Raw genomic sequence first — 22211 nt, 5'->3', positions numbered from 1 at the left:
TTACTGCCCCGGCACGGCACGCTGCCGCCCGCTTATCGATCCGCATATCAGCGTATAATGCTGCTGACCAGTGCGTTATGGCCGGCAATCATCACACAGTTTCGTCCGGCGTGCTTGGCCTGATAGAGCGCCGCATCCGCCTGCCGGAGACTCTCCTCCTGCGTGCCCTGCTGCGGCTGCCAGCAGGCGATGCCCACCGAGAGCGTGATATGGCCGGGCGGATCGATCCAGCTCTCCGCAATGCTGACGCGCACCCGCTCGGCGATAACCCGCGCCTCTTCGACCGTGGTAGCCGGCAGCAGCATCAGAAACTCTTCGCCGCCGTTACGGCAGACTACATCCGTCTGACGGGCGTTGCTGCGCAGCGTCTGCGCGACCTGCTTAATGACGTTATCACCCGCGCCGTGGCCAAAATTATCATTTACCCGTTTAAAGTGGTCGATATCCAGCGCCAGCACGGCAAATGGCTGCTGCATCGCCTCAAAATAGTCGAGCACGGCGTGCAATCCTCGCCGGTTGAGCAGCTGCGTCAGAGGATCGCTTTGTACTTCTGAGTTAAGCCGGCCGATTTTATCCTGTACCAGTCCGATACCGGTCAGCAGCGCCCGCTTTACCTGCGCCGCCTCAAAGTACCACGCACGGATGCCGCCGATCTCTGCCGACACCCCCTGCGTATCCATCTGGCTGGCTTTCCGCGACAGCTGCCAGAGCGGCAGCGCGATCAGCCGCGCCAGCACGATCGCTACCAGCAGCGTCAGCAGCGCAAACGGCACCGAGTTTTTCAGCACGTTCAGCAGCAGACCGGAAAGCGGCGCCAGCGTGAGTGCCGCAGGCTTAAGCGCCACGACCATCCAGCCGGTACCGGGCACCACAGCGTAGCCAATCAGCTTATTGCTGCTGTTCTCTGTGATCTGCGCGGTACCGCTGCTGCGCTCCGCCCGCTCGCGTTCGCTGATAATCGCCGGCACGCTTTTACCCACCAGCTGGCTGTTCTGGTGATAAAGCACCTGATTATTGCGGTCCAGAACAAAGACCTGCGTCCCGTCGCGATAATATTGCTCGCCCAGCAGCGCATTCAGGATGCTTTTTTTCTTCAGATAGAGCGTGCCGCCCACGTACCCCAGATAGCGCCCTTCGCTGTTCCAGATCGGCCATGAAACAAACACGATCAGGTTGTTTGCGGCTGAAATCACTGCCCGGCTGACCAGCGGCTGCCGCTGCAACAGCGCTTCCCGTGACGCCTGACTGGTGAGCTGCATGCCTTTCAGCGTCAGGGATTCCGGTGAAATCGCTTTAACGATGCCATTACTGTCCACCACCGCAACGGAGTTAAAACTGCTGGTCTGCTCGCGCAGGCGATTCACTTCCTGCTGCGCAAGTGCTTCATCATCAAACGCCTGACCCAGCAGATTAGCGCTGAAGTGCAGCTGCGACTGTGCCTGCTGAAAGAAAAGTTCCGTGGTGGTCGCCAGCTTGGTCGCATAGGCGCGATTGGCTTCCAGCGTGGTTTCAATCAGCACCATACGCTGCACGCGCCAGGTCGCATAAAGCGTGTTCGCCAGCGTAATGACAATACTGATTATTGCCAGCAGCGCGATCAGCGTTCGCAGGTCAGTTTTGGGCCGGATTCGCATCAGCATAACGCTGCCGCGCGGATAGGTTGCTTCATAAATTTCGTGCCTGACGCTGTGGTGATTGAGGGGGTCACTTGTTGTTATAAAAGAGAAGCAAGTGTACACCGCTCAGGTCGTTTCAGCACGGATCATCCTGCTGCTCTGGCAACAGAACTCTGTTTTACGCTGGATCGGTTTACGGAGGGAGGCAGAGAAGTGACAGCGGCCTGCACCGCTGTCAGCGCATGTTACAGCATCAAAAAGGCGTATCCTTCATTCTGCAGCGTAGCAACCGTCGTGCCGCTGGAGAGCGTATGGGTCACGCGGGTATCGATCCAGTCACGCTGCAGCTGGTGAAACGCCACGGACTGGTCGCAGATAGTGACTTTAACGCCCGCTTTTTTCAGCTCATCGATCAGTTTCAGGTTCGGGTTATCAAAACCGTACGCCTTATGAAACTGCTCGTTGTTCAGCGCAGCCGGTACGGCATCGCTGTTGATAGAGACCACAAAGTTTAGCTGATTAAGCGGCACGCCCGCAGCATAATAGAGGTTGGTCACGCGTGCCACGCGCTCCAGGCCCAGGTTAGCCTGGTGAATATCGCCTTCGCTGCGGTTGATCTGAAACACAATTTTATTGCTCAGCCCCGGCGTCGTTGCCGGGTTGTAGTCAGGCGTATTCACGAAGTGAATTTTGCCATAGCCGGCGATTGCCGGCGTGCTCCAGAAGTCAGCAGGCTCCGCTTTTTTATCGGCGAATTTACCGCTGACCTTATCCACCAGCTCAGGAAGCTGTAACACATTGCCGCCGACAAATCCTGCCAGCGCGGCGATAACAATATAAGACGCTACACGCATTCTGTTTCTCCTTAACCGAAACGATTACATCTGCAAAAGGGCATAGCCCTGATTTTCCAGCGTGGAGACCGTAGTCGGGCTGGAGAGCGCATGGATCACGGAACGATCGATCCAGGCGTTGGGATAGTGGTGAAAGGCAACAGACTGATCGCATACGGACACTTTTACGCCCAGCTTATTCAGCGCATTGATCAGCGGCAGATTAGGGTTATCGACGCCATAAAACTGTCTGAAGTGGCTGTCATCCAGCGTGGCAGGCGTCGCATCACCGGTCATGGAGACAACAAATTCCAGCTGATCAACAGGAACGCCGGAGGCAACGTAGAGGTTAACCACGCGCGCAACCCGCTCCAGCCCGAGGTTAGGACGTTTGATGTCACCCTCATTTTTGGTGAGCTGGAAAACCACCTTATTGCTCAGGCCGGCCGCCGGCTTAAATGCGGCATCCGCTTCATAATGAATTTTGCCATAGCCTTCAATGGCGGGCGTGCTCCAGAATCCTTCGGGATCGGCAGGCTCAGCGGTAAAATGTTTCGCTACACGCTGATAGAGGTCGTCTCCTTTAATTATTCCTGCTCCGACCACGCCTCCCAGAACAGCAATCAGGGCATAGCTTACTGCTGAACGCATACATACTCTCCGGCATACACGGCACGTGTATTAACAGTTCATAGGGAAAAAAAGTGCCTTATCTATACCACAGCGCATGCGGAACGGCGTGACTGACCGGCGCCGTGTAACCACGCTTTAGTTGCGCGCAACATAATTAGCGGTGCTGATTAAACAGGGAATTCGATGGTCATCGCGGCAGCGCTGCAGAATAAGATGGCCGGGAAATCGGTTTACTTATGCTTACTGCACGGGTTGACGAACGGATCAATCCTGACCATTAATTTCTGTTAAGGTCCGTTTTTATCCCGCGCTGATGATAAAAAAAGCTGATGGAACAAAGTGATAGTTAAGGCCGGGCCAGCCCTGTTTTTCAGAGAATACCTGGAAAAATCCATGCCAGATTCAATATTTTTGAGCAACTTTACGTAACTTTGAATTCATTGCAGCATAACCTTATATCTGTCGCTGCATTACTGTTCAGTTTTTTGCGGCAAATCAGCGACTCATCGCTCTGCACGCTCTGTTTTGCGCTTCTGCGACCGCTCTCTTTGCAACCCGGCGGCCTGCGGTTAAGATAGCGACAGAGCAGAAAACCCGATTCACATCGAACATTTACCCTCTCTTCTGTCCGGCGACAGATGAGCATCATCAGGATCGAGGCATGTTAAACCGACTGCGTATCTCCGTACTGGCCACCCTCATTCCTGCGCTGCTGCTGACGCCCGCCTTCAGCGCACGCGCCGACCTCAGTGATAATCTGCCCGACATCGGCACGACGGCGGGTTCCACGCTATCGATTAATCAGGAACTGCAGATGGGCGATTTTTACGTGCGCCAGCTGCGGGCCAGCGCGCCACTGATTCAGGATCCGCTGCTGAACCAGTACATTAATGAGCTGGGGCAGCGTCTGGTCGCGCACGCCGGTTCAGTGCGCACGCCGTTTCACTTTTTCCTGATCCAGAATGACGAGCTCAACGCCTTTGCCTTTTTTGGCGGCAACGTGGTGCTGCACGCCTCACTGTTCCGCTATACCGATAATGAGAGCCAGCTCGCCTCGGTGATGGCGCATGAGATTTCACACGTGACGCAGCGCCATCTGGCGCGCGCCATGGAGGAGCAGAAACGCAGTGCGCCGCTGACCTGGGTTGGCGCGCTGGGTTCTATTCTGCTGGCGATGGCAAATCCGCAGGCGGGAATGGCGGCGCTGACCGGTACGCTGGCAGGCACCCAGCAGGGCATCATCAGCTTCACGCAGGGCAATGAGCAGGAGGCGGATCGCATCGGTATTCAGGTGCTGCAGCGTGCCGGTTTTGATCCGCAGGCGATGCCCGCTTTCCTGGAAAAGCTTGCCGACCAGACGCGCTTCTCCTCCCGCCCGCCGGAAATTTTGCTGACGCACCCGCTGCCTGACAGCCGTCTCTCTGACGCGCGCAACCGCGCAAACCAGATGCGTCCGGTGGTGGTACAGTCGTCGCAGGATTTCTATATGGCGAAGGTGCGTGTGCTTGGCATGTATCCTACCGGCCGCAATCAGCTCACCGACGATCTGCTGAATGAGTATGCGAAAGGCAATCTGCGTGAACAGCAGGCCGCGCAGTATGGCAAAGCGGTGCAGTTTCTGCAGGCCAAAGATTTTGCGAATGCTAAACGTACGCTGGCGCCGCTGCTGGCAAAACAGCCGGACAACGTCTGGTTTCTTGATTTGATGACCGATATCGATTTGGGGCTCAACCAGCCGCAGCAGGCGATCGCCATGCTGAGCAGCGCCCGCGGCGGCGGCACTAATCCGGTGCTGCAGCTCAACCTGGCTAACGCTTATGTGGAAGCGAAACAGCCCGCCAGCGCCAGCCGCATTCTTAACCGCTATACCTTTGCCCATCCGGACGATCTTAACGCCTGGGATCTGCTGGCGCAGGCGTCGGCGGCACAGGGATTACGCGATGAAGAGCTGTCAGCGCGGGCGGAGAGCCTGGCGCTCAGCGGCCAGCTCGATCAAGCCATTACCGCACTGGGCAGCGCCAGCGCACAGGTGCCGCTTGGCAGCCTGAAGCAGGCGCGTTATGACGCCCGTATCGATCAGCTGCGTGAGCTGCAGCGGCGTTTCCGGCAGTATCAGAAAGGATAACGTCAGAGTCCGAGCGTCTCTTTAACAAACGGGATCGTCAGTTTGCGCTGGGCACTGATAGAGGCGCGATCGAGACGATCCAGCGTTTCAAACAGCGTGCGCATTTCACGATCGAGACGCTTCAGCAGAAAACGCCCGACATCTTCCGGCAGTTCAAAACCGCGCAGCCCGGCACGCAGCTGCAGCGCCTGTAATTTATCCTCATCTGAGAGCGGCTGCAGACGATAGATTTGTCCCCAGTCGAGACGGGAGGCCAGATCGGGCAGGCCAAGACTGAGCTGGCGCGGCGGCCGATCGCCGGTGATCAGCAGGCGGGTTTTACCGGTTTCAAGAATGCGGTTATAAAGGTCAAATATCGCCATTTCCCACTCCGCTTCCCCGGCAATACACTCAATATTGTCGATGCAGACCAGCGCCAGATTCTCCATGCCTTCCAGCACCTCCGGCACAAACCAGGTCCGCTTATCCAGCGGCACATAGCCTACCGCTTCATCGCGGGCAGACATTTCGGCGCACGCCGCGTGCAGCAGGTGACTGCGTCCACCGCCTTCGCGCGACCAGAAGTAGAGATAGCTGCCGTGTTGCTGCGCCAGTGCGCCGCGCAGTGCGGCAAGCAGCGACGGATTGTCCCCTGGCCAGAAGCTGGCAAAGGTTTCATCATCAGGTAAGTAGAGTGGCAGTGAGAGCTGTGCCGGCGTGTTCAGAAGTACCTCAGCAAGTGAGCGGGCAGAAAACGGCGCAAGTTTATCACGATCCTCTGCAGAGATGAACCAGGCGTCCCTGCCCGGCGGCCGCGCTTAGCGATCCTGCTGCTCCTGCGCCTCCAGCACCACCTCTTCCGGACGTAAAATATTGATAACCCGGAAAATCAGCGCCAGCGCAACGCCGACCAGCGTGGCCAGCGCCATGCCTTTCAGCTCTGCCGCACCGATATGGACTTTGGCACCGCTCACGCCGATGATCAGGATCACCGAGGTCAGGATCAGGTTCTGCGCTTTGTTGTAGTCCACTTTTGATTCAATCAGCACGCGAATACCGGAGGCGCCGATCACGCCATACAGCAGCAGCGATACGCCGCCCATCACCGGCACCGGGATCGCCTGAATCGCTGCCGCCAGCTTGCCCACGCAGGAGAGCAGAATGGCAAAAATCGCCGCCCCGCCAATAACCCAGGTGCTGTAAACGCGGGTGATCGCCATGACGCCGATGTTTTCGCCATAGGTGGTATTGGGCGTTGATCCAAAAAAGCCGGAGAACATGGTCGAGAGGCCGTTGGCGAACATAGAGCGGTGCAGCCCCGGATCGCGGATCAGATCTTTTTTCACAATATTTGCCGTCACGACCAGATGCCCGACGTGCTCGGCAATCACCACCAGCGCGGCAGGCAGAATGGTCAGCATGGCCGCCCACTCAAAGCGCGGCGTGTAGAAGGTTGGCAGCGCAAACCAGGGCGCGTTTTCCACGCTGCGCCAGTCAACAATGCCCAGCATTGAGGAGAGCGCATAGCCCACCAGCACACCAATCAGAATCGGGATGATGGCAAGAAAACCGCGAAACAGCACGGAGCCAAACACCGTAACCGCCAGCGTCACCATGGAGATCAGTACGGTGGTGCTGTCCGGTGCCGTACCTTCCGCCGGTAGCAGGCCCGCCATATTGGCCGCCACGCCTGCCAGCTCCAGCCCGATCACGGCGACAATAGCGCCCATCGCGGCGGGTGGAAACATCACGTCCAGCCAGCCGGTGCCCGCTTTTTTCACAATCAGCGCCACAATGCAGAACAGCAGACCGCAGAGGATAAAGCCGCCCAGCGCCACTTCGTAACCCAGCGGCAGCAGCAGCAGTACCGGTGAAATAAAGGCGAAGCTGGAGCCGAGATAGGCAGGAATTTTACCTTTGCAGATAAACAGATAGAGCAGCGTACCAGCGCCGTTGAACAGCAGCACGGTCGCCGGGTTAATATGAAACAGGATCGGCACCAGCACCGTGGCACCAAACATCGCAAACAGATGCTGCAGGCTGAGTGGAATGGTTTGCAGCAGCGGCGGGCGTTCGCTCACCCCAATGGCACGTCTCGTCATCGTATCCCCTTCCCTTCCTGTATGACAGGCGGTTAATTACTGTTTTTTTGTTAAAAAAAAGCCGACTCTCTGGTCGGCTGCTCAAATACTATGTCTTAAAAATGCTAATGCATATTCTGCCTGCAGCTGCAGGCCGGGCGTTGCCGGCGGCATTGGGCTCACGGCCAGCGCGGAGCGTACCAGCGCAGGCAGCGGTTTCGGGCACTGCCCGAAGGCAACGCGACCAGCAACATAGCCCGGAGTAAACATTATTTCGTTCCGAAGATCTTATCGCCGGCATCGCCGAGACCTGGAATGATATAGCCTTTCTCATTCAGCCCCTGATCGACTGACGCGGTATACAGCTCAACGTCCGGATGCGCTTTCTCCAGCGCGGCAATGCCTTCCGGTGCCGCCACCAGTACCAGCACCTTGATGCTGCTGCAGCCCGCTTTTTTCAGCAGGTCAATGGTGGCAATCATTGAGCCACCGGTCGCCAGCATCGGATCGACGACCAGCGCCATGCGCTCTTCGATGTTAGAGACCAGCTTCTGGAAATAGGGCACCGGCTCCAGCGTCTCTTCATCGCGGTAGACACCCACCACGCTGATACGCGCGCTCGGAACGTGCTCCAGTACCCCTTCCATCATGCCGAGACCGGCACGCAGAATAGGAACGACGGTAATTTTTTTACCTTTGATTTGATCAACATCAACCGGGCCGTTCCAGCCTTCAATCGTTACGCGTTCAGTTTCAAGATCGGCGGTGGCTTCATAGGTCAGCAGGCTGCCCACTTCCGAGGCCAGCTCGCGAAAGCGTTTGGTGCTGATATCATGCTCACGCATCAGGCCCAGTTTGTGTTTAACCAGCGGGTGTCTGACTTCCACGATTTTCATGATTATTCTCCCGGAATTGAGTTGAGCTAAAAAAAAATCGCCGGATTATACCGCCTTTTTGCTTTTGCGCCACAGCGGATTGCGCAGGGGGATGGCTGCCTGTCCTGAGAATAGCGGAATCGCGAAAATCTGACATAACGAATATCGGGCGTGAGATCAGACTCGCAAACGTTTGCCTGCGCTGTTAGAATTGCCGCGCTTAATTTTTGCCACCAATCGCAATCGCGTGGGGATTCCGCAGTGACCGACAAAACCTCTCTCAGCTACAAAGACGCCGGTGTTGATATTGATGCTGGTAACGATCTGGTTGACCGTATTAAAGGCGTAGTAAAGAAAACCCGCCGCCCGGAAGTGATGGGTGGACTGGGCGGCTTTGGCGCGCTGTGTGCGCTGCCGCAGAAATATCGCGAGCCGGTGCTGGTTTCGGGAACGGATGGCGTCGGTACTAAACTGCGCCTGGCGATGGATCTTAAGCGTCACGACAGCATCGGCATCGATCTGGTTGCGATGTGTGTGAACGATCTGGTGGTACAGGGCGCCGAGCCGCTGTTCTTCCTCGACTACTACGCTACCGGCAAACTGGACGTTGATACCGCCTCTGCGGTGATCACCGGTATTGCCGAAGGCTGCCTGCAGTCAGGCTGTGCGCTGGTAGGCGGAGAGACGGCGGAAATGCCGGGCATGTATCACGGCGAAGATTATGATGTCGCTGGCTTCTGTGTCGGCGTGGTGGAGAAATCGGAGATCATCGACGGCAGTAAAGTTCAGGATGGTGACGTCCTGATTGCCCTCGGGGCAAGCGGCCCGCACTCCAACGGCTATTCGCTGGTACGCAAGATTCTGGAAGTCAGCGCCACCGATCCGGAACGCGAGCAGCTGGAAGGTAAATCGCTGGCCGATCACCTGCTGGCCCCGACCCGCATCTATGTAAAAAATATCCTGAGCCTGATTGAGCAGGTTGATGTGCACGCCATTGCCCACCTTACCGGCGGCGGCTTCTGGGAAAACATCCCACGCGTGCTGCCTGACAATACGCAGGCGGTACTGGATGAGCAGAGCTGGCAGTGGCCGGCGGTGTTCAGCTGGCTGCAGCAGGCGGGGAACGTCAGCCGCCATGAGATGTATCGCACCTTTAACTGCGGCGTCGGCATGGTGATTGCCCTCAGCCCGGATGAAGCAGACAAAGCGGTACAGCTGATGCAGGATGCCGGTGAGCAGGCGTGGAAAATCGGCGTTATTAAGGCGTCTGATTCCGCAGAGCGTGTGGTTATCAATTCATGAAAAAACTGGTTGTACTGATCTCCGGCAACGGCAGCAATCTTCAGTCCATCCTTGACGCCTGCGCCAGCGGGCGGATCAACGGCAGCGTTGCTGCCGTTTTCAGTAATAAAGAGAGCGCTTACGGCCTGACGCGCGCGCAGCAGGCGAGCGTGCCGGGCCTGGCGTTGTCGCCCGGCGACTTCCCCGATCGCGAAGCTTTTGATCGCCAGCTGATGCAGGAGATAGACGCCTTTGAGCCCGATCTGGTGGTGCTGGCAGGGTATATGCGCATCCTCAGCAGCGCCTTTGTTGCGCACTATCACGATCGCCTGCTGAATATCCACCCTTCCCTGCTGCCAAAGTATCCTGGCCTGCATACCCATCGCCAGGCGCTGGAGAACGGTGATAAAGAGCACGGCACGTCGGTGCATTTTGTCACCGATGAGCTGGATGGTGGCCCGGTCGTTCTGCAGGCGCGGGTACCGATTTTTCCCGGTGATGATGAAGCAGAAATAACGGCACGCGTGCAGCATCAGGAGCATGCCATCTATCCGCTGGCCATTAGCTGGTTTATGGATGGCCGGCTGGTGATGCGCGAAGGCAAAGCATGGCTGGATGGTCAGCCTCTGCCCGCAGAAGGGTACGCCCCGTAGGTATGTCAGGGGCGCATGAATGCGCCCATCCCCTGGCCCCCGTAGGGGGCGCATTTATGCGCCCCTGGGTTAGAACGCAATAACGCCCCGGTAACCGGCGTTAACCAAACCGGCCGGTGATGTACTCTTCGGTGCGGCGCACGCCGGGTGCGGTGAAAATCCGATCGGTTTCGCCGAACTCAATCAGCTGTCCCTGATGCATAAACGCGGTGTAATCAGACACGCGGGCCGCCTGCTGCATATTATGCGTCACCAGTACCAGCGTGAAATGCGCCTTCAGCGTGGTCATCAGCTCCTCAATCACCAGCGTAGAGATAGGGTCGAGCGCGGAGGTGGGCTCATCCAGCAGCAGCACTTCTGGCTCAATGGCAATTGCCCGGGCGATTACCAGCCGCTGCTGCTGGCCGCTGGAGAGCGTCAGCGCGTTCTGCGCCAGATGATCTTTCACCTCCCCCCAGAGCGCCGCCGCGCGCAGTGCGCGTTCGCACGCTTCGTTTAGAACGCGGCGGTCGCGCACCCCCTGCAGACGCAGGCCATACACCACGTTCTCATAGATCGATTTGGGAAACGGATTCGGACGCTGAAACACCATGCCGATGCGCCGCCGCAGGGCAGGCAGATCCTGCCCTGCCTGCATTACCGGCAGCTGGTCCAGCAGAATTTCTCCTTCGGTTCGGCAGCCGCTAATCATGTCATTCATACGGTTAAAACAGCGCAGCAGCGTGGATTTTCCGCAGCCGGATGGTCCAATCAGCGCCGTAATGCGGTTTTTCGGGATCTGCAGATCGATAGCGTTCAGCGCCTGGCGCTCGCCGTACCAGAGCGATAGCTTGTTTACGCTTAGCGCAATGTTCTCAGTGGACGTCATATTTCAACCTTGTTAGTGCGTCATCAGCCGGTAGCGTTCGCGCAGCCGGTGGCGCAGCACCATCGCCAGCAGATTCAGCGACAGAATAATCATGACCAGCAGCAGCGCAGTGGCATAAACCAGTGGCCTGTCGGCGTCGATGTTCGGGCTCTGAAAGGCCAGATCGTAAATCTGAAAGCCGAGGTGCATAAATTTGCGGTCGAGATGCAGATAAGGAAACACGGCGTCTACCGGCAGCTCCGGTACCATCTTAACCACGCCGACCAGCATCAGCGGCGCCGTCTCTCCCGCCGCGCGCGCCACCGCCAGAATCAGTCCGGTGAGCATCGCCGGCACCGCCAGCGGCAGTACCACCCGCCACAGGGTTTCCGCCTGCGTTGCCCCCAGCGCCAGCGATCCCTGACGCAGCGTATCGGGTATACGTGACAACCCCTCTTCTGTCGCCACAATCACCACCGGCAGCGTCAGCAGTGCCAGCGTCAGCGACGCCCACAGCAGGCCTGGCGTACCAAAGGTTGGGTTCGGCAGCGCACGGGAAAAGAAGAGCTGATCGAGCGTGCCGCCAATCAGCCAGACAAAAAAACCGAGACCAAATACGCCATAAACGATAGAGGGGACGCCGGCGAGATTCACCACGGCGATACGCACCAGCCGCGTCAGGGCGTGACGTCCGGCATACTCATGCAGCCAGACGGCAGCCACCACGCCGAGCGGCATAACGATGACCGACATCAGCACCACCATCAGCACCGTGCCAAAGATAGCCGGAAACGCGCCGCTCTCGCTGCCGCCTGCCGCCGGTGAGTCGCTGACAAACTGCCACACCTGCCGCAAAAAGTGCTGCGCTTTTTGCGACACGCTCATGTTATTGGGGTACCAGGCCGCGACGATCTGCGCCAGCGGGATAGTATGTTCTGCGCCCTGCGCGTCGCGCAGGATCAGCGTATCGCGCTGGCTCGCCTGCTGCAGATGCGTCAGCTGCTCAGCCAGCGCGCTGAAGCGACGATGCAGCGCCGCGCTGTTGGCGTCGAACTCTGACTGCTGCTGCAGGCCAAAACGCTGCTCGCGCTGCTGCTCATCCGCCTGCTGCTGCAGATTTTCCAGCTGCGCATTGAGCCGCGCCATATCGATACGGCGGATATCCTCTGCCTGACGCAGCTGCTCCTGTACCTGCTGCAGACGCTGCTGCAGCAGCGCATCACGGTTGTGTGCGGTGAGCGTCTCATTGTCTTCCCGCAGCGCCACCAGCCAGCCGTAAGCGTTACCGCCGTTGCGCCGTTGCAGCACCAGCACGTCACGCGGCTGTTCCGCGCGCGCGGGCCCGGCGCTGTAAATGACGCGGAAATCGGGGGCGGCAAAATCGCGGTTACCGGTTTTTACCAGGTAGCGCCATCCGGTACTCTGCCGCTCTGCCTGCAGCGTCTCGCCCAGCAGCGTAACCGGCGACGCGCCGGGAGCCTGAAACTGATAGCGATCCACCGGCTGCGGCCAGAAGGCGCGCACGCCCTGCCAGCCAAGCAGGCCGATCAGCAGCGTAAACGCCAGTAAACAGACGGCCACCGCACCCGCCGTCAGCCAGCGCCAGCGATCGTTCTGACGATGTGCGTTTTTCATCCCTGTCCCTCATGCTGGCCATAACGCCGGCGCAGCCGCTGGCGGATCACTTCTGCGACCGTGTTGATAACCAGCGTAAACAGCAGCAGCAGCAGCGCGCTGAGAAACAGGATGCGGTAGTGCGCGCTGCCCGCTGCCGCCTCCGGCATCTCTATCGCAATATTCGCTGATAGCGCGCGCAGCCCGGCAAACAGCCCGCCTTCGCTCACCGGCGTGTTGCCGGTGGCCATTAGCACAATCATCGTCTCGCCCACCGCCCGGCCAAAACCGATCATCAGTGCGGCAAAAATCCCGGCAGAAGCGCCGGGCAGTACGACCCGCGTCAGGGTCTGCCACGGCGTAGCACCCAGCGCCAGCGATCCCTGTCCGAGCGCCCCCGGCACGCTGAACAGCGCATCTTCCGCCAGGGTAAATATCAGCGGCACCAGCGCAAACCCCATTGCTACGGCGGCAACCAGCAGATTACGCTGTTCGTAGTGGATAAGCTGTTCACCGGCGTCCGGCCAGAGCCGGGCTGCCAGCCATAGCGTCAGCAGCGTGACCAGCAGCAGCAGCGGCAGAAGTAACAGCACCTCGACGCCCGGACGACGCCAGCGCGCCGGCAGACGCGGGCTCAGCACGCCGCACAGCAGCAGCGTAGCGGCCAGTATCACCGGCAGCAGCAGCACGCCCGCCAGCGCATGGCTGATATGCGGCGCCATCCAGATACCGGCAATCAGGCCGATCACCACGCTCGGCAGCGCGCCCATCATCTCAATGCCGGGTTTAACCCAGCGCCGCAGTCCCGGCGACATAAACCAGGCGGTATAGATAGCGGCAGCCAGCGCCAGCGGCGTGGCAAACAGCAGTGCCAGCGCGGCGGCCTTGAGGGTACCGATAACCAGCGGAACCAGGCTGAACTTCGCCTGATAGCTGTCACCGGCCGCGGTGGATTGCCACACCCAGTCGGCGTGCGGATAATTTTCATACCAGATTTTCTGCCACAGGCTACGCCAGGTAACATCAGGCCACGGGTTAACAATGCCGAACTGCTGCCAGCGCCCGGCGTGTTCGACGATCACGCCGTCGCCGCGCGGCGAAAAGGCGACCGCCTGAATGCCCGGCGCCAGCTGACGCGTGAGGATCGGGCCTGACTGTTTGCTGGCAAACAGGCTGAGTACGCCCTGCGCATCCCAGCTGGCAAATACCCGGCGCTGTGACTCGGTTGCCACACCCTGCGCCCCCTGCGAGCCGTGCCAGGTTTTAATTTTTTGCAGGCGCGGACCGTGCTCGCCGGTAATGGCAAACCACTGGCTGACACCGCGATCGTCTCTGATCAGCAGCGTCCGGCCACCCGCCAGCATATGCAGGCTCGCAACCGGCTGCGTCAGCGCCTGCGTTTCGCGCAGCTGTGCGCCCTCAGCGCTAATCTGCCACACCTGCAGCTGGCGCTCACGGCTGGTAAAGAGCTGCGTGCCGTCAGGCGACAGCAGCAGCTGGTCGGCATGCTGCTGCGGCAGCATAACCTGACTGACAGGCTGCTGACTGGCCAGCGTCAGCACGCTGATTCCCGACGGCGTCTGTGCAGCAATACGCCACTGCCCGTCGTCGATGTGCGCCAGCGCCATCTGGCTGACGGCACCCTGCGGCAGGCGCAGCGGCCGATCGCCCAGCGGAAAATACCACTCGCCGCGATCGTGCTCTATTCGCGGCTGCATCAATAGCAGTGCGCCCTGCACGTTGAGTAACACGGCATCAGCCGCGCTGCTGGTCACGGCGGCCTGCGGCGCGTCCGAAAGTGCCAGCGCCGGTCCGGCGGGGTCGCCGTTAAGCGGAATAAAACGCGCTTCATGACGACTGATGCGCCAGCCCAGCGTGTCGCTGCTGCCCAGCGCCAGCGCCGGCGTTTTATCCCACAGCTGCTGGCTGAGCGCAGGCTGAAGCTGTGGCGCGCTGAACAGGGGCAGGACCACCCAGATAAGCCAGAAGAACAGCAGCAGCATCAGCAGCAATATTCCTGCGCCGCACGCCGTTACCATGCGCCGCACAAAGCGATCGATGGCGCGCCGGCGACGGTCATTAGATTCAACAGGAATATGGTTTATGCTCATGCCGGTCAGGGATTCAGATTAGAGAGTCGCTATGTTGCCCGTAGCGGATTGATAAGACAACTGTTGCGGTTGGACAAGCCTGCCATACTCTAGCAATAATGGTGAAGGAGACTGAGCGGAGCCGCACCACTGCGCGCCTTGCGCCGGACATATCGTCCCGCCACAGCATCACGGAGTCAGAATGGGTCAGGAAAAGCTGTATATAGAAAAAGAAATAAGCTGGTTATCCTTTAATGAACGTGTGCTGCAGGAAGCGGCGGATAAAAGTAACCCGCTGATTGAGCGCATGCGGTTTTTAGGGATCTATTCCAACAACCTTGAAGAGTTCTACAAGGTGCGCTTTGCCGATCTGAAGCGGCGCATTCTGATCAGCGAAGAGCAGGGTAAGCCCACTCCCCTGCGGCATCTGCTGAAGAAAATCCAGCAGCGGGTACTGAAGTCCGATCAGGAGTTTGACGCGCTCTACAATGAGCTGCTGCTGGAGATGGCGCGTAACCAGATCTTCCTGATCAACGAACGCCAGCTCTCACCCAATCAGCAGGAGTGGCTGCGCCACTATTTCAAACACCAGCTGCGCCAGCACGTTACGCCGATTCTGATCAACCATGACACCGATCTGATTGAGTTTCTCAAGGATGACTACACCTATCTGGCGGTGGAGATCATTCGCGGCGAGGATATCCGCTATGCGCTGCTGGAGATCCCGTCAGACAAAGTGCCGCGCTTTATCAACCTGCCGGCCGAGTCGCCACGCCGCCGCAAGCCGATGATCCTGCTGGATAACATTCTGCGCTACTGCCTGGATGAGATTTTTAAAGGCTTCTTTGACTACGATGCGCTGAACGCCTACTCCATGAAAATGACGCGCGATGCTGAATATGATCTGGTTACAGAGATGGAGTCGAGCCTGCTGGAGCTGATGTCCTCCAGCCTGAAGCAGCGCCTTACTGCCGAACCGGTGCGCTTTGTCTATCAGCGCGATATGCCCGATGCCATGGTGGAGATGCTGCGCCACAAGCTCTCTATCTCTAACTATGACTCCATTGTGCCGGGTGGCCGCTACCATAACTTCAAAGATTTTATCGGCTTTCCCAACGTCGGCAAAAGTAACCTGGTCAACCGGCCGCTGCCGCAGATCCGCCATATCGGCTTTGATGGCTTCCGCAATGGCTTTGACGCCATCCGCGATCGCGATGTACTGCTCTACTACCCCTATCACACCTTTGAGCATGTGCTGGAGCTGCTGCGTCAGGCGTCGTTCGATCCCAGCGTACTGGCGATCAAAATCAATATCTATCGCGTAGCCAAACACTCCCGCATTATGGATGCGATGATCCACGCGGCGCACAACGGCAAAAAAGTGACGGTGGTGGTTGAGCTGCAGGCGCGCTTTGATGAAGAGGCGAATATCCACTGGGCCAAGCGGCTGACTGAAGCGGGCGTGCACGTTATTTTCTCTGCGCCTGGTCTGAAAATTCACGCCAAACTGTTTCTGATTTCCCGTCGCGAAGGTGAAGAGGTGGTGCGCTATGCGCATATCGGCACCGGCAACTTTAATGAGAAGACTGCGCGCCTTTATACCGACTACTCTCTGCTGACCGCTGACGCACGCATCACGAACGAAGTCCGCCGCGTATTTAACTTCATTGAGAACCCCTATCGCCCGGTTACCTTTGAACATCTGATGGTGTCACCGCAAAATTCGCGGGCCGTACTCTATCAGCTGATTGACACGGAGATTGCCAATGCGCAGCAGAGTAAGCCGTGCGGAATTACGCTTAAAATCAATAACCTGGTGGATAATGGCCTGGTCGACAGGCTCTATGCAGCCTCGGCAGCCGGGGTAAAAATCAACCTGCTGGTGCGCGGTATGTGCTCGCTGATCCCGGACCTGCCTGGCATTAGCGAAAATATTCGCATCACCAGCATTGTTGATCGTTATCTTGAGCACGACCGGGTGTATATTTTTGAAAATGGCGGTGAGAAAAAGGTGTTTCTCTCTTCGGCTGACTGGATGACGCGCAACATCGATTACCGCATTGAGGTCGCCGTGGCGGTGCTCGATCCGCGTCTTAAACAGCGGATCCTGGATATTATCGCCATTCTGTTAAGTGATACGGTTAAAGCACGTATCGTAGACAAAGAGCTGAGTAACCGTTATGTTCCGCGCGGCAATCGCAGGAAAGTGCGCTCGCAGCTGGCGATTTACGATTACATCAAGAGACTGGAACAACCCGAATAACGCCTATGCCAATTACTCCGAAGAGTACGCCGAAGCCGCAGGAATTTGCGGCCATCGATCTCGGCTCAAACAGTTTTCATATGGTGATCGCCCGCGTGGTGGATGGCGCCATGCAGGTTCTGGGACGCCTCAAGCAGCGGGTGCATCTGGCTGACGGGCTTGACGCGCAAAACCGGCTGAGCGAAGAGGCGATAGTGCGCGGCCTGAGCTGCCTGGCCCTGTTCGCTGAGCGACTGCAGGGCTTTAGCGCCGCCAACGTGACCATTGTCGGCACGCACACGCTGCGCATTGCGACCAATGCCGAAGAGTTTTTGCAGCGCGCCGCGGAAGTGATCCCCTATCCGATTGAGGTCATCTCCGGTAACGAAGAGGCGCGCCTGATCTTCATGGGCGTTGAGCACACTCAGCCAGAAAAAGGGCGCAAGCTGGTTATCGATATCGGCGGCGGGTCAACCGAGCTGGTAATCGGTGAGGATTTTGAGCCGCAGCTGGTTGAGAGCCGCCGCATGGGCTGCGTCAGCTTCGCTAATCTCTATTTCCCGAAAGGCGAAATCAGCCAGGATAATTTCCGTCGCGCCCGCCTCGCCGCTACGCACAAGCTGGAGACGCTGGCGTGGCAGTATCGCCTGCACGGCTGGCAATATGCACTGGGCGCCTCCGGCAGTATTAAAGCCGCCTGTGAAGTGCTGCTGGCAATGGGCGAGAAAGAGAAGCGCGTAACGCCTGACAGTCTCGATATGCTGGTCGGTGAAGTGCTGAAGCACAAATCCTTTGATGCGCTGAGCCTGCCGGGCTTATCTGAAGAGCGCAAAGCGGTGTTTGTGCCTGGCCTTGCGATCCTGTGCGGCGTCTTTGACGCACTGGCGATCCGTGAACTGCGTCTCTCTGACGGCGCGCTGCGCGAAGGGGTGCTCTATGAGATGGAGGGCCGTTTCCGCCATCAGGATATCCGCAGCCGCACCGCACAGAGTCTGGCGAACCACTATGTGATCGACAGCGATCAGGCGCGCCGCGTGCTGGAGACGACAGAGCAGCTCTATCTGCAGTGGCAGGAGCAGAATCCAAAACAGGCGAACCCGCAGCTGACCGCTCTGCTGAAATGGGCGGCGCTGCTGCATGAGGTCGGGCTGACCATTAATCACAGCGGTATGCAGCGGCACTCCGCCTATATTCTGCAGCACTCCAATATGCCTGGCTTTAATCAGGATCAACAGATGCTGCTGGCCACGCTGGTACGCTTCCATCGTAAAGCGGTGAAGCAGGATGAGATCCCGCGCTTTACCCTGTTTAAGAAAAAGCAGGTGCTGCCGATGATTTTTCTGCTGCGCCTCGGCACGCTGCTGAATAACCAGCGTCAGGCGACCACGCGCCCCGATGCACTGAAGCTCTCAACGGACGATGGTCACTGGACGCTCACTTTCCCGGCCGGTTTTCTCAGCCAGAATACGCTGGTGCAGCTCGATCTGGAGCGCGAGCAGGCGTACTGGAGCGATGTGACCGGCTGGAAACTGCTGCTGGAAGAGGAGTAACGCGGGCCGTCCGCCCGCTGTCTGACAATGACGATACGCCCTGATAACTGGTTTACAGAAAAGTATGATTTATCGCCGCCGCACTCTGAAGTGCGCGCGGCGCTGCCGAAGCTGACGCCGGGCAACGCGCTGGATCTCGGCTGCGGTAAAGGCCGCAACAGCCTTTATCTCAGCCAGCACGGCTTTAACGTCACCGCCTGGGACGCTAATCCGGCAAGCCTTGACTATCTGAATACGATTATTGCTACCGAACAGCTGCCGAATATTCAGACAGCGCTGTGCGATCTCAACCAGCTGCGCTTCAACGGCAGCTATCAGTTTGTGCTCTCAACGGTGGTGATGATGTTTCTGCAGCCGGAGACGATCCCGCAGCTGATTGCCGATATGCAGGCCAGTACGCAGAAGTATGGCTACAACCTGATTGTGGCGGCGATGAGCACCGCTGATTACCCCAATACGCAGGCGTTTCCGTTTACCTTTAAGTCGGGCGAGCTGAGCCACTACTACCGCAACTGGCACATCGTAAAATATAACGAGGATGTCGGCGAGCTGCACCGTCGTGACGCTGACGGCAACCGTATTAAATGTCAGTTTGCCACCCTGCTGGCACAAAAGGCGAGTTACTGAAGCAGGGCCGCGGTCTGCGGCCCCTGTCGCACGCATTCAATGCTTATTTTTCATACAGCGATTGACCCCATCCGGTAACTGTGACTAAATATTGTTATCGCCCTGAGGGGTATCAACAGGAACACCCGCGTGAACAGCGCCCTATCACCACGAAGACGTCCCAAAACCGGCACCATGACCCGCATCGTTTTGCTGATCAGCTTTTTTATTCTGGCTGGTCGCCTGATCTTTATCATTCCCGGTGCCATTGAGCATCATCAGCAGAAAAAGACCCTGCCGGAACCGGCAACGCTGAGCAGCAGCGAGACACGCTGACGCTGCGACTGGCGCCTTTGTTCTGCCCGTTCTGGCGGTAACACGCTACACTTTGTGCTGACTTTACAGACACAAAGGACGCGTTATGTCTGCCTCGCACGCACAAAAACTAACCGAATCCCGCCAGCGTATTCTTTCACTGCTGCTGAGCAAACAGGACTTAGTGGATGTCCTGCTGGATAAATCCGTCGATCTCAACGCCGCAGAGCTACGCGAAGTGGCCGCCTGGCGCCAGCAGCTGGAGCAGGAGCTGGCGCCGCTGCACGCCGCCGACCTCGCTGATATCCTGGAAGCATTGCCGGAAGAGGAGCGCCGGGCGCTCTGGCAGCTGGTCCCCTCCGAACAGCGTGGCCGCGTGCTGGTTGAAGCCTCAGAGACCGTCTGGGAGAGCCTCACCGAAGGCATGAGCGACCGCGAGATCCTGCGCGCGATTGAACCGCTGGATATCGACGATCAGGTCTATCTGGCGCGCTATCTGTCGCGCGATCTCACCGGCCGCCTGCTGACCACGCTGGAGCCGCAGCTGCGCGCGCGCCTGCTTGATGTGATTGAGCTGGATCGCGACCGCGTAGGCCGCATCATGGATTTCAATATTCTCACCGTGCGCGCCGACGTCACCCTTGCCACGGTGCAGCGCTTTCTGCGCAAGCGCAGCAGTATGCCCAACGGCACCGATAAAATCTTTATCACCAATGCGCAAAACCAGCTGCTCGGCGAGCTGCCGCTGACCGATATTCTGCTCAATAAGCCCAAAACGCTGGTCGCAGATGTGATGAATCCCCGCCCCACTACGTTTCAGCTCAATGACAACGCCGAGGATGCCGCCAGCGCTTTTGAGCGTTATAACCTCATCTCTGCTGCCGTTACCGACGCCAAAGGCAAACTGATTGGCCGTATTACCGTTGAGGATGTGATCGATCTGGTTAACCAGGAGAATGAGAGCAACATCCGTAAAATGGGCGGGATCAGCCAGGAGGAGGATGTGTTTGCGCCGGTGCGTAAAGCGGTGAGCAAGCGCTGGACGTGGCTGGCCATTAACCTCTGCACCGCATTTATCGCCTCGCGCGTCATCGGCCTGTTTGAAGCCACAATTTCACAGCTGGTGGCGCTCGCGACCCTGATGCCGATTGTGGCGGGCATTGGCGGCAATACCGGCAACCAGACCATTACCATGATTGTACGCGCGCTGGCGCTGCATCAGGTGGAGCCTGGTAACTTCTCCTTCCTGATCGGTCGTGAGCTGGGCGTGGCGCTGATCAACGGCCTGTTCTGGGGCGGCATTATGGGCGGCATCACCTGGCTGATGTATGACAATATTCAGCTTGGCGGCGTGATGATGCTGGCGATGGTGCTGAACCTGCTGCTTGCGGCGCTGATGGGCGTGCTTATTCCGCTGATCATGACCAAAATGAAGCGCGATCCGGCGGTGGGGTCCAGCGTGCTGATCACCGCGCTCACCGACACCGGCGGCTTCTTTATCTTTCTCGGTCTGGCCACGCTGTTTTTACTGCCGCACTGAGTCACGGCAGCTGCGCCTTTATGCTGGCGCAGCTACACTCATTCATACCCTTATCTGATGGAGACACAGCATGTTTAACGCAGGCGATTTTGTGCAGTCGAAAACCGGTGGTCCTAAAATGCAGGTGCTGCGTGCAGAGGGCGATATGCTCTGGTGCGCCCGTATCGACGACCCGCTGAAAAAAGAGATTGAGATTAGAGCAGACAGCGTCAATCTCTATCATGAAGATGGCGACTTCGGCGTCTGCTGAGTGCCCGGCGCGCCGCAATCCGCGGCGCCCCGTCAGGGATTATCCTTCTGCACGTTATCCCGGCCGATACCGCCAATAAACGGCAGCCGCAGCCGCAGCGGCGTGAAATCGACGCCCAGATTAAGCCCCAGCAGGTTCATCTCTACCCCCTCTTCCGCACCGACCGTCACGCCCAGTACGCCCAGCAGCGACAGCTGCAGACCGCGCCCCGAGGGCGGCAGCCCTATCGGGTGCAGCAGCGAGCGGTAATCCTTGCCAACCGCGTTTGCCGGCAGGTCGAGCTTCAGCGCCGGCACTTCGCGACCAATGTGCGCCAGAAAGGTATTGCTGTTTGGCCCCGGCCAGGCGCGATAGGTGGCGGGCCACGGGTAAGAGCGGATTGCCGCCTCAATCTGCGGGATCATCGCCTGCGCTGCGGCCCCGCGGTGATCCACCAGCAGACGCGGACGGGCGCCATACCAGTAGCCATCCGGCAGGTTACGGTTACGCCGCACCTTGTCACCGCTGCCCCAGCTGATCACCTCATAGCGATTATATTGCGTCTCGCCGGCGCGCTTAAAGATGATCCACGGATGCACCGCCACCGCGCCTTTCCAGCCGTAAGTGGGAGCCGCATAGACCTGCACCACCGCTTCGCTGGCGTAGCGCTGCGGATCGGGCGCCAGTCCGGCGGAGTCGCGCCGCGCGGTGGCCCAGCCGCCCTGCCCGGTCTGCAGGTCGCCGCTGCGCGTCGCCTGCGCCAGGCTCGCCGCCAGCGACAGGATCACGGCACAAAGAAAAGTCAGCAGGATAAGTTTCACAGGCAGCATTCAGGGTATCCGGGGCAGAAAAAGAAGTGCGTTATTATGCAGCAAAACGGCGCCTGTTTATTCACCAACTATGCGCTGGCACGCAACGCGACGGCAGACCCATCATCGTGCGCTGCGGCTGCGGTTCAGCCATAAAAAAAGCCCGCATGCGGCGGGCTTTGCGTCAGGATGGGGTTATTCCCACTCGATTATAAATATAAAAAAAGTCAATTATTAACAATAATATACTGATTTTTATAGGTTGAGTGCCATAAAAATACCATTTAAATAAT

19 protein-coding genes are annotated in these 22211 nt (G+C 58.3%); 9 read left to right on the top strand and 10 right to left on the bottom strand.

Annotated elements, in window-relative coordinates:
- Positions 1–47 precede the first annotated feature (47 nt).
- From DBY66_RS12205 to DBY66_RS12195, 3 genes are all read right to left on the bottom strand, one after another.
- Positions 48–1640: a sensor domain-containing diguanylate cyclase gene (locus DBY66_RS12205; RefSeq protein ID WP_108569454.1), complete on the bottom strand. Its 1593-nt coding sequence runs from the start codon at positions 1638–1640 to the stop codon at positions 48–50.
- Between the two features lie 221 nt (positions 1641–1861).
- Positions 1862–2470 carry a DsrE family protein gene (locus DBY66_RS12200; RefSeq protein WP_094111938.1) on the bottom strand — a complete coding sequence of 203 codons (609 nt, stop codon included), beginning with the start codon at positions 2468–2470 and terminating at the stop codon, positions 1862–1864.
- 24 nt (positions 2471–2494) lie between these two features.
- The gene (locus DBY66_RS12195; RefSeq protein WP_094111937.1) at positions 2495–3100 is read right to left on the bottom strand and encodes a DsrE family protein; all 606 of its coding nucleotides are present in this window, start codon (positions 3098–3100) and stop codon (positions 2495–2497) included.
- 643 nt (positions 3101–3743) lie between these two features.
- Here DBY66_RS12195 and DBY66_RS12190 point away from each other — a divergent pair.
- Positions 3744–5207 (top strand): M48 family metallopeptidase, encoded by a 1464-nt coding sequence (locus tag DBY66_RS12190; RefSeq protein ID WP_094111936.1) that lies wholly within the window; start codon positions 3744–3746, stop codon positions 5205–5207.
- 2 nt (positions 5208–5209) lie between these two features.
- Here DBY66_RS12190 and hda read toward each other — a convergent pair whose 3' ends face one another.
- The 3 genes from hda to upp form a co-directional block, all read right to left on the bottom strand.
- Complete coding sequence (hda, locus tag DBY66_RS12185) at positions 5210–5911, bottom strand: DnaA inactivator Hda (RefSeq protein WP_211049497.1); 702 nt, start codon at positions 5909–5911, stop codon at positions 5210–5212.
- Between the two features lie 93 nt (positions 5912–6004).
- The gene (gene uraA, locus DBY66_RS12180; protein ID WP_104085278.1) at positions 6005–7288 is read right to left on the bottom strand and encodes a uracil permease; all 1284 of its coding nucleotides are present in this window, start codon (positions 7286–7288) and stop codon (positions 6005–6007) included.
- Between the two features lie 248 nt (positions 7289–7536).
- A complete protein-coding gene (gene upp / locus DBY66_RS12175; protein WP_039379551.1) occupies positions 7537–8163 on the bottom strand; it encodes a uracil phosphoribosyltransferase in 627 nt (208 codons plus the stop codon).
- Positions 8164–8403: 240 nt separating this feature from the next.
- Between upp and purM the strand changes: the two genes are divergently transcribed.
- Positions 8404–9444 (top strand): phosphoribosylformylglycinamidine cyclo-ligase, encoded by a 1041-nt coding sequence (purM, locus tag DBY66_RS12170; protein ID WP_039379553.1) that lies wholly within the window; start codon positions 8404–8406, stop codon positions 9442–9444.
- A complete protein-coding gene (gene purN, locus DBY66_RS12165; protein ID WP_104085279.1) occupies positions 9441–10076 on the top strand; it encodes a phosphoribosylglycinamide formyltransferase in 636 nt (211 codons plus the stop codon). Before purM ends, purN begins: the two co-directional genes overlap by 4 nt.
- A gap of 100 nt (positions 10077–10176) precedes the next feature.
- Here the strand turns inward: purN and pstB are convergent, their stop codons facing one another.
- Genes pstB through DBY66_RS12150 form a run of 3 tightly spaced genes read right to left on the bottom strand, consistent with a single transcriptional unit; the run spans position 10177 to position 14648 of the window.
- Complete coding sequence (gene pstB / locus DBY66_RS12160; RefSeq protein WP_094112267.1) at positions 10177–10944, bottom strand: phosphate ABC transporter ATP-binding protein PstB; 768 nt, start codon at positions 10942–10944, stop codon at positions 10177–10179.
- Positions 10945–10956: 12 nt separating this feature from the next.
- Positions 10957–12558 carry a phosphate ABC transporter permease PstA gene (pstA, locus tag DBY66_RS12155; RefSeq protein WP_108569453.1) on the bottom strand — a complete coding sequence of 534 codons (1602 nt, stop codon included), beginning with the start codon at positions 12556–12558 and terminating at the stop codon, positions 10957–10959.
- Positions 12555–14648: an ABC transporter permease subunit gene (locus DBY66_RS12150; RefSeq protein ID WP_108569452.1), complete on the bottom strand. Its 2094-nt coding sequence runs from the start codon at positions 14646–14648 to the stop codon at positions 12555–12557. The genes pstA and DBY66_RS12150 overlap by 4 nt, the downstream gene beginning before the upstream one ends.
- Before the next feature lie 181 nt (positions 14649–14829).
- Between DBY66_RS12150 and ppk1 the strand changes: the two genes are divergently transcribed.
- From ppk1 to DBY66_RS12120, 6 genes are all read left to right on the top strand, one after another.
- Entirely contained in the window at positions 14830–16890 is a 2061-nt protein-coding gene (gene ppk1 / locus DBY66_RS12145; protein ID WP_104085282.1) for a polyphosphate kinase 1, read from the top strand.
- A 5-nt stretch (positions 16891–16895) separates the two neighbouring features.
- The gene (gene ppx / locus DBY66_RS12140; RefSeq protein ID WP_039379568.1) at positions 16896–18419 is read left to right on the top strand and encodes an exopolyphosphatase; all 1524 of its coding nucleotides are present in this window, start codon (positions 16896–16898) and stop codon (positions 18417–18419) included.
- A gap of 27 nt (positions 18420–18446) precedes the next feature.
- A complete protein-coding gene (gene tehB / locus DBY66_RS12135) occupies positions 18447–19046 on the top strand; it encodes a tellurite resistance methyltransferase TehB (protein ID WP_071667903.1) in 600 nt (199 codons plus the stop codon).
- Positions 19047–19175: 129 nt separating this feature from the next.
- Complete coding sequence (locus DBY66_RS12130; RefSeq protein ID WP_039379573.1) at positions 19176–19361, top strand: YfgG family protein; 186 nt, start codon at positions 19176–19178, stop codon at positions 19359–19361.
- Between the two features lie 85 nt (positions 19362–19446).
- Positions 19447–20880, top strand: a complete 1434-nt coding sequence (mgtE, locus tag DBY66_RS12125; RefSeq protein ID WP_108569451.1) for a magnesium transporter — start codon at positions 19447–19449, stop codon at positions 20878–20880.
- A 70-nt stretch (positions 20881–20950) separates the two neighbouring features.
- Positions 20951–21130 (top strand): DUF2158 domain-containing protein, encoded by a 180-nt coding sequence (locus DBY66_RS12120; protein ID WP_108569450.1) that lies wholly within the window; start codon positions 20951–20953, stop codon positions 21128–21130.
- Between the two features lie 32 nt (positions 21131–21162).
- On the opposite strand, the gene DBY66_RS12115 is transcribed toward DBY66_RS12120, so the two are convergent.
- A complete protein-coding gene (locus DBY66_RS12115; RefSeq protein WP_039379583.1) occupies positions 21163–21939 on the bottom strand; it encodes a DUF3750 domain-containing protein in 777 nt (258 codons plus the stop codon).
- Positions 21940–22211: the final 272 nt, after the last annotated feature.

Source organism: Pantoea sp. RIT413, from assembly GCF_003057675.2.
In the GTDB taxonomy this organism is placed as follows: domain Bacteria; phylum Pseudomonadota; class Gammaproteobacteria; order Enterobacterales; family Enterobacteriaceae; genus Pantoea; species Pantoea eucrina.
The sequence above is the reverse complement of the archived record's forward strand: the minus strand, read 5'-3'. Positions and strand labels throughout refer to the sequence as shown.

Coding starts and splice junctions, on each gene's coding strand:
- mgtE (WP_108569451.1), top strand. CDS start 19,447: ATGTCTGCCTCGCACGCACAAAAACTAACCGAATCCCGCCAGCGTATT.
- DBY66_RS12190 (WP_094111936.1), top strand. CDS start 3,744: ATGTTAAACCGACTGCGTATCTCCGTACTGGCCACCCTCATTCCTGCG.
- pstB (WP_094112267.1), bottom strand. CDS start 10,944: ATGACGTCCACTGAGAACATTGCGCTAAGCGTAAACAAGCTATCGCTC.
- DBY66_RS12195 (WP_094111937.1), bottom strand. CDS start 3,100: ATGCGTTCAGCAGTAAGCTATGCCCTGATTGCTGTTCTGGGAGGCGTG.
- purN (WP_104085279.1), top strand. CDS start 9,441: ATGAAAAAACTGGTTGTACTGATCTCCGGCAACGGCAGCAATCTTCAG.
- DBY66_RS12120 (WP_108569450.1), top strand. CDS start 20,951: ATGTTTAACGCAGGCGATTTTGTGCAGTCGAAAACCGGTGGTCCTAAA.
- ppx (WP_039379568.1), top strand. CDS start 16,896: ATGCCAATTACTCCGAAGAGTACGCCGAAGCCGCAGGAATTTGCGGCC.
- tehB (WP_071667903.1), top strand. CDS start 18,447: ATGACGATACGCCCTGATAACTGGTTTACAGAAAAGTATGATTTATCG.
- uraA (WP_104085278.1), bottom strand. CDS start 7,288: ATGACGAGACGTGCCATTGGGGTGAGCGAACGCCCGCCGCTGCTGCAA.
- pstA (WP_108569453.1), bottom strand. CDS start 12,558: ATGAAAAACGCACATCGTCAGAACGATCGCTGGCGCTGGCTGACGGCG.
- DBY66_RS12115 (WP_039379583.1), bottom strand. CDS start 21,939: ATGCTGCCTGTGAAACTTATCCTGCTGACTTTTCTTTGTGCCGTGATC.
- DBY66_RS12200 (WP_094111938.1), bottom strand. CDS start 2,470: ATGCGTGTAGCGTCTTATATTGTTATCGCCGCGCTGGCAGGATTTGTC.
- ppk1 (WP_104085282.1), top strand. CDS start 14,830: ATGGGTCAGGAAAAGCTGTATATAGAAAAAGAAATAAGCTGGTTATCC.
- upp (WP_039379551.1), bottom strand. CDS start 8,163: ATGAAAATCGTGGAAGTCAGACACCCGCTGGTTAAACACAAACTGGGC.
- DBY66_RS12205 (WP_108569454.1), bottom strand. CDS start 1,640: ATGCTGATGCGAATCCGGCCCAAAACTGACCTGCGAACGCTGATCGCG.
- DBY66_RS12150 (WP_108569452.1), bottom strand. CDS start 14,648: ATGAGCATAAACCATATTCCTGTTGAATCTAATGACCGTCGCCGGCGC.